Here is a 12,741-nt window from a genome sequence, read left to right as displayed (position 1 = left end):
GTGCCGATCCGCCCGCTGCCCGGCCCGAGCGCGCCGCTGCGCGCCGGCGTCCGGCTGGCCACCCAGCTGCTCCGGCGGCTGCGCCGGCGCCGGCCGAGCCGGTCGCGCCCCGCGCCGGAGGGAGAACGGTGAGACGCCCCCTGCCGGGCGGGGTCACGGTGGTCCTGCTGGCCCCGTCCGCCCGTCCGTCGTCGCCCGGACGTGGGCCCGTTCACCCTGGCGCCCGACGAGGCTGAGGAACTCCACCGGGCCGGAGCCGGTGGCGCCGAACCAGTGCGGGGTCCGGGTGTCGAACTCCGCGGCCTCCCCGGGCCGGAGACGCAGGTCGTGGTCGCCGAGGACCAGGCGCAGGGTGCCGTTCAGCACGTAGGCCCAGTCGAACCCCTCGTGGGAGCGCAGGTCGGGCACCGCCGCGTTGTCGCCGGCCGGCAGCACGAACTTGTAGGCCTGGATGCCGCCGGGACGGCGGGTGAGCGGGATGATGACGGACCCGTCGCGGCACCTCAGCGGGCGCAGGTCGATGCGGGGGTCCGCGGTGCGGGGTGCGTCGACGAGGGAGTCGAGGGTGACCCCGTGGTAGCGGGCCAGCGGCAGCAGCTGCTCCAGGGTGGGCCGGCGCAGCCCTGCTTCCAGCCGGGACAGCGTGCTGACGGAGATCCCGGTCGCGGCGGCGAGCGTGGTCAGCGTGACGTCACGGCGCAGGCGTAGGTGCTTGAGCCGGGCGCCCACGGCGTCCAGCGTCTGGTCGGTGGTGGCATCCACATCCCGCAGTTTTCCATCTGGCAACAAACGTTGCCAACCTGCGTCAGTGGCAGCACCCTCGTCGAGGAAGCACGAACGACAAAGAGGAGGCGGAGCGGATGACGCACCGGTTCGACGGGTCCTACTGGGAGGAGCACTGGAGGCGGGCCGCTCCGGGCGGGAGCCTCCCGGTCCACCCGTACCTGCAGGCCGAGACCCAGCACCTGCCCGCCGGCACCGCGCTGGACGCGGGCTGCGGCACCGGGAGCGAGGCGCTGTGGCTGGTCGAGCACGGCTGGCAGGTCACCGCCGCCGACATCTCCGCGACCGCCCTGGCGGTCGCCGCCGAGCGCGCCCGCGCTGCCGGGCTCACCGACCGGGTCGAGTGGGTGCAGACGGATCTGGCCCGCTGGGAGCCGGGACGCCGGTGGGACCTCGTGGTCACCAGCTATGCCCACCCCGACACCGACCAGCTCGGCTTCTACCGCCGGATCGCCTCCTGGGTCGACGCGGGCGGCACCCTCCTGGTCGTCGGGCACCTGCCCGGCCAGCACCACGGCCACGCCCACCCCGAGGGCGCCACGGCGACCGCGACCGGCATCACCGACGTCCTCGCCACCTCGGACTGGCGCATCGAGGCCCGCTACGAGAACACCCGGACGGTCCACGCCGGCGGCCGGGCGGTACCGCTGCACGACGTGGTCGTCCGCGCCCGCCGCACCGCCTGATCCCACCCGCCATCTCCTCGACCTGCGTCGCGGTCCCGCCGCGACGCCGCCCCACCCTGCCCTCGCTCCGGCTCGGCCCGGCGCGACGACCCGGAAGGACCTCGGACATGACCACCACCGCACCCGACGGCGCGCCCGCGGCCGCGCCGATCATCGACGACCCGCGACGCCAGCGGGCAGTCCTCTGGGCCGTCTGCCTCGCGCTGATGGCGGTCGTCGCCTCCGTCTCGGGGCTCAACGTCGCCCAGCCGCAGCTGGCCGCCACCTTCGACGCCTCCCAGGGGGAGGTGCTGTGGATCATCAACACCTACACCCTCACCCTCGCGGCCCTCCTGCTGCCGCTGGGTGGGGCGGGGGACCGGCTCGGCCGCAAGCCCGTCCTGCTCGCAGGCCTGGCCTTCTTCGGCGTCGCGAACGTCGCCGCGGCCCTGGCCCCCACCAGCGAGACCATGCTCGGCGCCCGTCTGCTCAGCGGCATCGGCGCGGCGATGATCATGCCCGTCACCCTGTCGGTGATCACCGCGTCGTTCCCCGACCGAGACCGCTCGAGGGCGATCGGGCTGTGGACCGCGGTCGCCGGCGGCGGCGGCATCCTCGGCATGTTCCTCTCGGCCCTGCTGGTCGACCTCGCCAGCTGGCGGTGGCTGTTCGCGCTCCCGACCGTGCTGACGCTCCTCTCGGCGGTGATCGGCCTCCTCGCGGTCCCGAACTCCCGTCAGCCCGCGCCGGGACGCTTCGACCTGCCCGGCGCGCTCACCTCGGTCGTCGCCGCCGTCGGGTTGACCTACGCCCTGCACGAGGCGCCCACGCTCGGCTGGGGCGATCCCGTCATCCTGGTCACCCTCGCGGTCGCCGTGCTCGCCACCGCCGCGTTCATCGCCCGGGAGCTGCGGGCACCGTCGCCGCTGCTGGACGTCCGGCGGTTCCGCGCCCGCGGACTCTCCTCCGGCACCACCCTGCTGCTCGTGCTGTTCGGGGTCCAGGGCGGCATCGCCCTGGTGCTATACCCCTTCTTCCAGGTGGTGCTGGGCTGGAGCGGGCTGCTGGCCACGCTCGGGTTGATGCCGATGGCGCTGCTGATGATGGTCGCCTCGGCTCTGGCCCCGTGGCTGGCGGGCCGGGTCGGCACCCGTGCAGCGATGGTCCTCGGCCTCATCATCGCGACCGGCGGGCTCGCCCTGATGGCGTCCCTGGTCTCGGTCTCCGGTGGCTACCTCTCCGTGCTCCCCGGGCTGGTCGCCATGGGTCTCGGCGCCGGCCTGGCCATGACGCCCTCGACCGAGGCCATCACCTCCTCGCTGCCCCGGGAGCAGCAGGGTGTCGCCTCCGCGCTCAATGACCTCACCCGCGAGCTCGGCGCCGCACTGGGGATCGCCCTGCTCGGCGGGCTGCTGGTCGCCGGCTACCAGCGCGCCATCAGCAGCCGCCTCGACGGCGTCCCGGCCGACCTCGCCGCCGCCGCGAGGGAGGGCATCGCCAACGCCGCCGCCGCGAGCCGGCACGCAGGCAGCCACGCCGAGCAGGTCCTCACCGCCGCGCAGGAGGCCTTCGTCCTCGGCTGGCAGCAGGCGATCTGGGTCGCGGCGGCCGGGATGGCGGCCCTCGTCGTGCTCGTCGCCCTGCGCGGCCCCACCGGTGGGCCCACCGGGACGGGCGGGGCGGACCGGCAGGAGGGCTAGTGGCCCGTCCGGTCGGCGGTGCGCCGCGGCGGGAGCGCCATCCCCGCGCCGAGCAGCGCGGCGACCACCAGGACGGTGTCAGCCCGGCGTGCCGGCACGGTGCAGCCCGGGCGACCGGTGGCGTCGTCGCAGCGAAACATCAGGTGCTTATATAGGAACGTGATATAACGGAGGGGTGAGCGCAACCCCCGACCCCGGCCTGCTCGAGCTCGCCACCGCCCTGGACGAGATCGCCACCTGGATCCGGCGGCACGGCCCGCCCAGCGAGCTGAGCACGACCGCCCGCACCACGCTGGCCCGGCTGGCCGAGCAGGGCCCCACCCGGATCGGCGACCTGGCGACCCAGGAGGGCGTCACCCAGCCGGCCATGACCGGCCTGGTCAACCGGCTCGCCGCACTCGGCCACGTCGCCCGTGAGGACGACCCGGCCGACGCCCGGGCGTCCCGTGTCGTGCTGACCGCGGCCGGCCGCGAGCTGGTCGCCCGACGCCAGCAGCAGCGGGCCGAGGTGCTGGCCGTCCAGCTCGCCCGGCTCGAGCCCGGCGACCGGGAGGCGGTGCTGGCCGCGCTGCCGGCGCTGCGCTCGCTCACCCGCCAGACCACCGCCTGAGAGGACGTCCCCGCGTGTCCGTACCCGTTCCCACCAGCCCGTTCCGCCAGCCCCGTGCGGTGTGGGCCGTCGCCTTCGCCTGCGTGGTGTCCTTCATGGGCATCGGCCTGGTCGACCCGATCCTGCCCGCCCTGGCCGAACAGCTCGACGCCACCAAGGGCCAGGTCTCGCTGCTGTTCACCAGCTACCTGGTGGTGACCGCGGTGGCCATGCTCGTCACCGGCTGGGTGTCCAGCCGGATCGGGCCCAAGCGCACGCTGATCGCGGGGCTGGCCCTCATCGTCGTCTTCGCCCTGGCCGCCGGCGCCTCCGACACCATCGGCCAGATCGTCGGCTTCCGGGCCGGCTGGGGGCTCGGCAACGCCCTGTTCATCGCCACCTCGCTGGCGGTGATCGTGGCCTCCTCCTCCGGCGGCTTCGCCGGCGCGATCATCCTCTACGAGACCGCGCTCGGGGTCGGCATCGCGACCGGACCGCTGGTCGGGGGCCTGCTCGGCGGCATCAGCTGGCGCGGGCCCTTCGTCGGCGTCGCGGTGCTGATGACCATCGCCCTGGTGGCCACCGTGGTCCTCCTGCCGGCGACCCCGCGGCCCGCCGGGCACAGCTCGATCACCGCACCCCTCAAGGCGCTGCGCCACCGCGGGCTGGCCACCCTCGGCGTCACCGGGCTGCTCTACAACTGGGGCTTCTTCACCCTGCTGGCCTACTCGCCCTACCTGATGGGCGGGCTGGGAGAGCTCCAGCTCGGGCTGGTCTTCTTCGGCTGGGGGCTGATGGTGGCGGTCTTCTCGGTCTTCGCCGCGCCCCGGCTGCAGGCCCGCTTGGGCACCTCCCGCACCCTGCTCGCCGTCTTCGCCCTGCTCGCCGCCGACCTCGCCGTCATCGGCTTCGGCGCCGCCTCCCCGGCGGTGGTCATCACCGCGGTGGTGCTGGCCGGCGCGCTGATCGGCGTCAACAACACCCTGGTCACCCAGGCGGTGATGATGGTGGCCCCGGTCGAGCGCCCGGTCGCCTCGGCCACCTACGGCTTCGTCCGCTTCCTCGGCGGTGGGCTGGCCCCGCTGGCCGGTGGGATGCTGGCCGCCTCCTTCGGTGACGCGGTCCCGTTCTGGGTGGCCGCCGGCACCGTGCTGGCCGGGCTGGTCGTCTTCGCCACCGCCCGGCGGCTGCTCGACGAGGCCGACGCCTCGATGGCGGCCGAGCCTGGAGAGGGGCACGTCGCGGAGGCGGTCGAGGGGGCCGGGGGACTGGAGTCGCTGGCCGGGGGCGAGTCGCTCGACCCGCGCGGCGGCGTCCGCGGCTGACCACCGGCGCCCTCAGCTGGTGATCCGACCCTGGAAGCGGTAGCGGTCGCCCCGGTAGGCCTGCACGGTGAGCTCCAGCGGCCGGTCGTGCTGGTTGGCGGTGAGCTGGGTGGCCACCAGCAGCGGCACGTCGCCGGTGATCTCCAGCAACCGGCGCTCCTCCTCGTCCGGCGTCCGGGCCTCCACCGAGTAGCCGGCGGTGCCCGGCAGCTGGGGCGGGTCCGCAGCGCGCAGGGTGGCGTAGAGCGAGGCGGTGCCGAAGTCGACCGCGGTCAGCCCGGGGCACAGCGCCAGCGGCACCCGGTTGTGCTCCAGCGCCACCACCTGGGCGTCGAGGTAGCGCAGCCGGCGCAGCTCGAACAGGTCGGCGCCGGGCAGCATCCGGAGCCGCTCGGCCTCGTCGTGGCCGGCCGGACGGGTCCGCACCTGCAGCACCCGGGTGCCGACCTGCAGCCCGAGCCGCTGCGCGTAGTCGGCGAACCCGAGCACGTTCGGGGTGGCCGGTGCGTCCGCCCCCCGCACCGTCCAGCCCCGGCCCTGCACCGGCTCCACCAGCCCGCGGGCCTGCAGCTCGGCCAGCGCCGCCCGCACCGTCACCCGGGACACCGCGTAGCGCTCGGCCAGCGCCCGCTCGGGTGGCAGCCGGTCGCCCGCCCCGGCCCGCTCGGCCTCGACGTCGGCCCACAGCCGGCGCGCGATGCGGCCGTACAGCGGCAGCGCGTCCTCGCTCAGCAGACTCCGCGGCAGCTCGGTAGGCATACCAGAACCATACCAATCAGGCACATTGCCAGACCGGTAGCAGACCTCTAGCCTGACGACGTCCGGACGACGGAGGAGGAGCGGATGACCGACCAGGTGCCCTCGGAGCTGCACACCGACCGTGAGATCCGCCAGCAGCCGCGGCTGTGGCGCGAGCTGGCGGTCACCCTCGACACCCGGCGGGAGGAGCTGGCGGACTTCCTGCGCCCCTGGCTGGAGGACGCCACCGCCCGCATCGTGCTCACCGGCGCCGGTACCAGCGCCTACGCCGGTCAGGTGCTCGCCCCCTGGCTGTCGCGCCGGCTGCAGCGACGGGTGGAGGCGATCGCCACCACCGACCTGGTCGCCGCCCCGCACGAGCACCTCAGCCCCGACGTGCCGACGCTGCTGGTCTCCTTCGCCCGGTCCGGGCAGAGCCCGGAGAGCGTGGCGGCCACCGAGCTCGCCGAGCAGGTGCTGACCCGGGTCGGCCACCTCATCGTCACCTGCAACCCCGACGGGCACCTGGCCCGGGCGCACGAGCAGGCCGACGCCTCGTTCGTGCTGGTGATGCCGGAGGGCAGCAACGACCAGAGCTTCGCGATGACGTCCAGCTTCACCTCGATGACGCTGGCCGCGCTGGTCGCCCTGGGCGGGCCGCAGGACGTCGAGACCCTGGCCGCCGCCGCCGACGACCTGCTGGCGCGCCGGTCCGAGATCGAGGCCGTGGTGGCCACCCGTCCCGAGCGGGTGGTCTACCTGGGCAGCGGCGCCCTGCTCGGGCTGGCCGAGGAGTCCGCGCTCAAGCTGCTCGAGCTCACCGCCGGCCAGGTGGTGGCCTGGGCGGAGTCCTCGCTGGGGTTCCGGCACGGCCCGAAGGCGATCCTCACCCCGCGGACGCTGGTGGTGGTCTACCTGTCCAACGACCCCTACACCCGCCGCTACGACCTCGACATCGTCACCGAGCTGGTGGCCCAGCTCGGGCCCGAGCAGGTGCTCGTGGTGGATGCTGACGACCGCGGCTCCGACGCCCCCGAGGGCACCCGGATCGGGCTGGTCGGCACGGCCGGGCTGCCCGACCCCTGCTGGGGGCTGGCCGGGGTGCTGGTGGCCCAGCTGGTCGGCCAGGCCTGCTCGCTCGACCTCGGGCTGGTGCCGGACAACCCGTTCCCGACCGGTGAGGTCAACCGGGTGGTCCGAGGCGTCACCGTGCACCCGCTGACCGGCTGACCGCCTGATCGGCCGGCCCGCCGGATGGGCCCGCACCGTCTCCGGCGAAGTGGATCCCGGCCAGATCGGCGACGTCGCGCTTCCAGGCGGTCAGGTCCCCCGGGTGGAAGCGGTCGAGGCTGCGGTGGGCGCACGCCCGCGCCACGACCTTCATCAGCTCCACGGAGGAGTCGAAGAACCGTGCCAGCCGCTGCGCGGCCTCCTCGACGGGGAGCCGTTGGCGCAGGTGCGGCTTCTGGGTCGCGATGCCCACCGGGCAGTTGCCGGTGTGGCAGGCCCGCATCGCCAGGCATCCGATGGCCTGCATCGCCGCGTTCGAGACCGCCACCGCGTCGGCCCCGAGGGCGAGCGCCTTGAGGAAGTCCACCGGCGTGCGGAGCCCACCGGTGATGATCAGGGAGACCTGCTCCGCACCCCGCCGGTCCAGGTGCTTCCGGGCTCGCGCCAGGGCGGGGATCGTGGGCACCGAGATGTTGTCCCGGAAGAGCAGCGGCGCAGCCCCCGTGCCGCCGCCCCGGCCGTCGAGGATGACGTAGTCGACGCCGATCTCCAGCGCCGCATCGAGGTCGGCCTCGATGTGCTGGGCGGAGAGCTTCACGCCGATCGGGACGCCACCGGTGGCCGCGCGGACCTCCTCGGCGACCCGCCGGAAGTCGGCCGGTGTCGTCAGGTCCGGGAAGCGGGACGGTGAGATCGCGTCCTGGCCCTCCGCCAGTCCACGGACGTGCGCGATCTGCCCGCTGACCTTCTGGCCGGGCAGGTGGCCCCCCGTCCCGGTCTTGGCCGCCTGACCGAGCTTGAAGTGGAACGCCTGGCACTGCGCCACCCGCTCGATCGAATAGCCGAAACGCGCCGAGGCCAGCTCGTAGAAGTACCGGGAGCTCTCCGCGTGCTCCTCGGGGAGGACACCACCCTCACCGGAGCAGATCGCGGTGCCGGCTCGTTCCGCACCTCGCGCCAGTGCCGTCTTCGCCTCCGCCGACAGCGCTCCGAAGCTCATGTCGGACACCAGCAGCGGGATGGCGAGCCGCACCGGACGCCGCGCGCCGGGACCGATCGTGACGGCGGTGCCGACGGGTTCGTCGTCGAGCAGCGGCGCGCGGTGCAGCTGGGCGGTCAGCAGCTGGATGTCGTCCCAGCTCGGCAGCGCCGGGCCGGGCACCCCCATCGCCTCGACCGGTCCGTGGTGCCCGGTCCGGGTCAGGCCGTGGGTCGCCAGCGCCTGGATCGCAGCGTTGGCCGGCTCGTCCTCGGTCCCGTCGTGGTCGGCGTAGAGCCCCTGGTAGGCGTCGCGCTGGTACGGCTGGGGGTTCTGCTGCTCCCAGTCCGCGATCGTGTCGGCGTCGACCCACACGCGTCCACCGTCGGTCCAGTGGGCGAACTTCTGCAGATCCGCCCCCCGGTAGGCGACGTTGACGCCGGTGCGGGTCGCGTAGGTGGAGCCGTGCAGACCGCAGACCAGCTGGCCGCCGCTCACGTGGCCGTCCGCCAGGAGCGCGCCACGGTGCCGGCAGCGTCCGTACATCACCGAGACCTCGTCATCGGCGTGACGCAGCACCACCAGGTCGGTGTTCCCCACCAGCGCGTAGGCGGGCTGGTCCACCACGAGGTCGTCGAACGTCGCTACCGGCGTCGCGCGCACGCGCCCTGCGGAGGAGCCGCTCCCGCGGCTTCTCAGGTCGCCGTCGTGGGCCTCGGGTCGTCCGGTTCCGGCCCCTGAGCTGCTCGGCATGGTGATCCCCTCGTGTCGACGGACCCGGGGAATGCGGTGTGCTCGGGTCCCGCGCTCTCACGCTCGACCGGGCCGGGCGGCGGGGGCGCTGCCGGTAGTGAAGACCGTGTGGTCGGGACACGGTCAAGCGCTCAGGCGTCGTCGCGAACCACCACGGCGGGATCCTCCGCGCGGATCAGCGCCGAGACGTCCTGGACGGCGGTCCCGGCTCAGCCCTCGATCGCCTCGTTGGCCGCCTGCTGGGCCTGCGCCAACGCCTCCTCCACGGGCAGCCGGCCCAGGAACATCTCGTTGAAGAAGGGCTTCCACGCGGTCAGGGCCGCCCCGTAGCGCTCCCCGGTGGGCGCACCGATGGAGGGCTGGCGACCCTGCTCGGCGAACAGCGACGGGTCGACGTCCTGGCCCGACCAGTACTCCTCGAAGGCGGGCTGGGCGTCGGTGACCGCCGGCAGCGCGGCCCCGCTGGCCCCGATCGGGGTGGCGCCCTCCGGCGAGCCGAGCCACTGCAGCACCCGGGTGACGGCGTCGGCGTCCTCGGCGGCAGCGTTGCCGCAGACCACCACGTTGTTCACCACCGACACCCGCCCCCGCGGCCCGGCCGGGATCGGCACGATGCCCCAGGAGAAGTCCGCGCCGTCGGCGACGTTCTTGAGGTTGTAGATGCCGGACTGGAAGACCGCGATCTTGCCCTGCAGGAACTGGTCGCGGGTGAAGTCGCCGTTGTCGTTGGTGTTGGCGGCGTCGGGGGAGACCCGGTGGGTGTTGATGAGGTCGACCAGGTAGCCGAAGGCGTCGCGGCCCTCGGGGGAGTCGAAGACGAAGCGGCCCTCGGCGTCCTGGAACGCCCCGCCGGCCGAGCCGAGGAAGTTGTAGTAGATGCCCTGCAGGTCCTGGGCCGCGGAGTAGCCCCAGGTGCCCGGGTTGTCGCCGTCGAAGCCGTCCTCGTTGGCCCGCACCCCGAGCGCGTCCACGGTGAGCCGCTGCATCACCGGCAGGAAGGTGTCGCCCTCGCCGCCGCCGGGCACCCAGGTTAGGTCGGCCAGCTCGGCCGGGCTGACGCCGGCCGCCTCGAGCAGCTGGGTGTTGTAGTACATCGCGATGCCGCCGTCGGTGAGCTGCGGGACGCCCCACAGTGCGCCGTCGCGGGTGTACTGCTGCACCGCCGGCTCGATCCAGCCCGGGCGCTGGGCGTCGAAGTCGGCGCCGATCTCCATCAGCAGGTCGTTGTCGATGTAGGGCTGGATGTAGGAGCCGTTGAGCCAGAACAGGTCGTCGGCGTTGCCGGCCTGGACGTCGGCGGTCAGCTTGGTGAAGTAGTCGGCGAACGGCACCAGCGTGGTGCGCACGGCGATGTCGGGGTTGGCGGCGGTGAAGGCGTCGAAGCTGGTGCGGTAGGCCGCCTCGACCTGCTCGTCCCACAGCCGGACGGTGACGGTGCGCTGGGCGCCGCTGTCGCCGGGCCGCTGCTGCTGGGCGGCCGGTGAGCAGCCGGCGGCGGCCGCGGCCCCGAGCCCGAGGGCGGAGCCGAGCAGGGTGCGTCGGGTCAGCGGGTGGGGGACGGGCGGGGTCATGCTGCCTCCAAGGGGTCGGTCGGGGGACGGTCGGGCGACGGGCTTCAGCGGAACCCGGTGAGCGAGATCGAGCTGACGATGTGGCGCTGGAAGACGGCGAAGACGACGAGCAGGGGTGCGATGGCCACCGTGGTGGCGGCCATCACCAGCGTCCAGTTGCTGTCGTGCTGGCCCTGCAGGGCGGCGGTGGCGACGGTGACGGTCTGCCAGGTGGGGCCGGTGGTGATGATCAGCGGCCAGAGGAAGTTGTTCCAGTGCGTCACCACGGTGATGATCACCAGGGTGGCGACGATCGGACGGGCCAGCGGGACGACCACCCGCCACAGGATCGTCCAGGTGCCGGCGCCGTCGATCCGGGCGGCGTCCAGGAGATCGGCCGGGATGCCCCGGAAGTACTCCCGCAGCAGGAACACCGCGTACGGCGAGCCGAGCACGAACGGCAGCACCAGGGCCCAGAAGGTGTTGCTCAGCCCGACCGCGGAGAACATCGTGTACAGCGGCACCACGGTCACCACCTGCGGCACCATCAGGGTGGCCAGGAACAGCCAGAACAGCCCGTCCCGGCCCGGGAAGCGCAGCCAGGCGAAGGCGTAGGCCGCCATGATCGAGAAGACCAGCTGGCCGACCACGACCACCACCACGACCTGGGCGGTGACGACGACCGGCGAGACGAAGCCCCCGCCGCCGAAGAGCTCGGCGAAGTTCTCCCCCGTCACCGGGTCGGGCCAGGCCAGCGGCGACTGCGAGGCGAACTGGCGCGGCGTCTTGAGCGCGGTGAGGAAGCTCAGCAGGAAGGGCGCCAGGGTGAGCACCGCCCCGACCGCCAGCACCAGGTAGGCCAGCAGGGACGCCGGTCGCAGGGCCTCGCGCCGGCGCCGGCCGCGGGTGTCAGGAGAGGTCATAGGTCACCCGCCGGGCGAAGAAGCGCTGCTGCAGCACCGTCACCACCACCAGCACCGCGAACAGGCAGAGCGCCATCACCGCCGCCCGCCCGAGGTCGAAGGCGCCGCTGCCGAAGGCGTCGAGGTAGATCCGGGCCGCGATCACGTCGGTGGCGCCCTGCGGCCCGCCGTCGGGGGTGAGGGCGTAGATGTGGTCGAAGGCCTGGAAGCTCGCGATGACACCGGTGACGAGGACGAAGAAGGTGGTCGGCCCGAGCAGCGGCAGCTTGATCCGCCAGAACGTCTGCCAGGCGCCGGCGCCGTCCAGCGCTGCGGCCTCGAGCAGCTGGCCGGGGATGGCGGCCAGGCCGGCCAGGAAGAACAGGGTGACGTAGCCGACCTGGGACCAGATGCTCACCGCCGCCACCGCCGGCAGCGCCAGGGCGGGCGAGGTCAGCCACTCCACCGAGGTGCCGAGCAGCGCGTTGAGCGCCCCGCCGTAGGGGGCGAAGATCCACTTCCAGACGACACCGAGGGCCAGCGGCGCGCAGATCCACGGCACCACGTAGACCACCCGGAAGAAGGCCGAACCCGGCAGTCCGCGCGACAGCAGCACCGCCATCAGCAGCCCGAGCCCGGTCTGGGTGGGGATGACCATCGCCACGAACAGCACGGTGACGAGCATCGAGTGGCCGAAGGTGGGCTCGGTCAGCACCCGCACCCAGTTGTCCGGGCCGACGAACGTCGGCGGGGCGAGCAGGTTCCACCGGGTGAGGCTCAGCCAGGCCACCACGAGGATCGGCAGCGCCAGGAAGGCGACGATGCCGGCCAGGGCGGGGGCGAGCAGCACCCAGGCCACCGGCGCGTCGCGGTGCCGGCGGCGACGCGTCCGCCCCGGCGACGGGACCGCCGGGAGCGCGGAGGGGGCGGGCACGGTCACCCTGCGACCCTAGTTGAATTTTCTACCGTCGTCCGGACGTGGCCGCGCCCGACGGAGGTGGCTGCTTGACTGCCGCCATGACGTCCCCGCTCGAGGCCTTCCGTGCGCTGCACGACGACCTGCTGGTGCTGCCCAACGCGTGGGACGCCGTCTCGGCCCGGCTCTTCGAGCGGGCCGGCGCCCCCGCGATCGCCACCAGCTCCTCGGCGGTGTCGTGGGCGCACGGCGTCCCCGACGGCAACCACCTCGACCCCGACCTCGCGCTGGCGGCCGCGGCCCGGGTGGTGGCGGCGGTGCGGGTGCCGGTGAGCGCCGACATCGAGTCCGGCTACGCCGACGGACCCGAGCAGGTGGCGGCCTCGGCGCGCCGCTTCGCCGACGCCGGGGTGGTCGGGATCAACCTCGAGGACGCCCGCGACGGCGCCCTGGTCGAGGCAGGACGGGCCGCCGAGGCGGTGGCGGCCGCCGCCGGCACGGGGCTGTGGGTGAACGCGCGCACCGACGTCTACCTGCTCGGCGGGAGGGGGGAGGGGGCCTTCGCCGAGACGGTCTCGCGGGCCAGGGCCTATCTGGCGGCCGGGGCGGGC

General features: G+C 73.9%; 13 protein-coding genes. 6 read left to right on the top strand and 7 right to left on the bottom strand.

All coding sequences use genetic code 11. The features are described 5' to 3' along the window. Positions 1–153 precede the first annotated feature (153 nt). The gene (locus DVA66_RS10070; protein WP_114559966.1) at positions 154–762 is read right to left on the bottom strand and encodes a helix-turn-helix domain-containing protein; all 609 of its coding nucleotides are present in this window, start codon (positions 760–762) and stop codon (positions 154–156) included. A 98-nt stretch (positions 763–860) separates the two neighbouring features. On the opposite strand from DVA66_RS10070, the gene DVA66_RS10065 reads away from it, so the two are divergent. Both DVA66_RS10065 and DVA66_RS10060 read left to right on the top strand, forming a co-directional pair. After that, positions 861–1,469 (top strand): class I SAM-dependent methyltransferase, encoded by a 609-nt coding sequence (locus DVA66_RS10065; RefSeq protein ID WP_114559965.1) that lies wholly within the window; start codon positions 861–863, stop codon positions 1,467–1,469. 107 nt (positions 1,470–1,576) lie between these two features. Next, positions 1,577–3,148 (top strand): MFS transporter, encoded by a 1,572-nt coding sequence (locus DVA66_RS10060; RefSeq protein WP_114559964.1) that lies wholly within the window; start codon positions 1,577–1,579, stop codon positions 3,146–3,148. Here the strand turns inward: DVA66_RS10060 and DVA66_RS20885 are convergent. After that, positions 3,145–3,288, bottom strand: coding sequence for a hypothetical protein (locus DVA66_RS20885; protein WP_157973935.1), 144 nt, complete (start codon positions 3,286–3,288; stop codon positions 3,145–3,147). The two genes, DVA66_RS10060 and DVA66_RS20885, sit on opposite strands and share 4 nt — an antisense overlap. Before the next feature lie 35 nt (positions 3,289–3,323). On the opposite strand from DVA66_RS20885, the gene DVA66_RS10055 reads away from it, so the two are divergent. Continuing rightward, on the top strand, positions 3,324–3,758 hold the full coding sequence (locus DVA66_RS10055; protein WP_114559963.1) for a MarR family winged helix-turn-helix transcriptional regulator: 435 nt from the start codon (positions 3,324–3,326) through the stop codon (positions 3,756–3,758). A gap of 14 nt (positions 3,759–3,772) precedes the next feature. Continuing rightward, positions 3,773–5,062 (top strand): MFS transporter, encoded by a 1,290-nt coding sequence (locus DVA66_RS10050; protein ID WP_114559962.1) that lies wholly within the window; start codon positions 3,773–3,775, stop codon positions 5,060–5,062. Between the two features lie 12 nt (positions 5,063–5,074). Here DVA66_RS10050 and DVA66_RS21920 read toward each other — a convergent pair whose 3' ends face one another. After that, positions 5,075–5,821, bottom strand: coding sequence for a GntR family transcriptional regulator (locus tag DVA66_RS21920; RefSeq protein WP_114559961.1), 747 nt, complete (start codon positions 5,819–5,821; stop codon positions 5,075–5,077). An 84-nt stretch (positions 5,822–5,905) separates the two neighbouring features. Between DVA66_RS21920 and DVA66_RS10040 the strand changes: the two genes are divergently transcribed. Next, a complete protein-coding gene (locus DVA66_RS10040) occupies positions 5,906–7,030 on the top strand; it encodes an SIS domain-containing protein (RefSeq protein WP_114559960.1) in 1,125 nt (374 codons plus the stop codon). On the opposite strand, the gene DVA66_RS10035 is transcribed toward DVA66_RS10040, so the two are convergent. The 4 genes from DVA66_RS10035 to DVA66_RS10020 all read right to left on the bottom strand — a co-directional run bounded on the left by DVA66_RS10035 (position 7,005) and on the right by DVA66_RS10020 (position 12,154). After that, complete coding sequence (locus DVA66_RS10035; protein ID WP_269801615.1) at positions 7,005–8,762, bottom strand: glutamate synthase-related protein; 1,758 nt, start codon at positions 8,760–8,762, stop codon at positions 7,005–7,007. The two genes, DVA66_RS10040 and DVA66_RS10035, sit on opposite strands and share 26 nt — an antisense overlap. A 209-nt stretch (positions 8,763–8,971) precedes the next feature. Beyond that, the gene (locus DVA66_RS10030; RefSeq protein ID WP_114559958.1) at positions 8,972–10,333 is read right to left on the bottom strand and encodes an ABC transporter substrate-binding protein; all 1,362 of its coding nucleotides are present in this window, start codon (positions 10,331–10,333) and stop codon (positions 8,972–8,974) included. A 44-nt stretch (positions 10,334–10,377) separates the two neighbouring features. Then, positions 10,378–11,235 (bottom strand): carbohydrate ABC transporter permease, encoded by an 858-nt coding sequence (locus tag DVA66_RS10025; protein WP_114559957.1) that lies wholly within the window; start codon positions 11,233–11,235, stop codon positions 10,378–10,380. Next, positions 11,222–12,154 (bottom strand): carbohydrate ABC transporter permease, encoded by a 933-nt coding sequence (locus DVA66_RS10020; RefSeq protein ID WP_232821880.1) that lies wholly within the window; start codon positions 12,152–12,154, stop codon positions 11,222–11,224. The genes DVA66_RS10025 and DVA66_RS10020 overlap by 14 nt, the downstream gene beginning before the upstream one ends. Positions 12,155–12,231: 77 nt before the next feature. Between DVA66_RS10020 and DVA66_RS10015 the strand changes: the two genes are divergently transcribed. Beyond that, positions 12,232–12,741: isocitrate lyase/phosphoenolpyruvate mutase family protein (locus tag DVA66_RS10015; RefSeq protein ID WP_198671639.1), on the top strand; the 510-nt coding region annotated here is incomplete at its 3' end.

The sequence above is a fragment of the Desertihabitans aurantiacus genome (assembly GCF_003344635.1).
In the GTDB taxonomy this organism is placed as follows: Bacteria; Actinomycetota; Actinomycetes; order Propionibacteriales; family Propionibacteriaceae; genus Desertihabitans; species Desertihabitans aurantiacus.
This window is presented reverse-complemented; position numbering and strand designations above follow the sequence as displayed.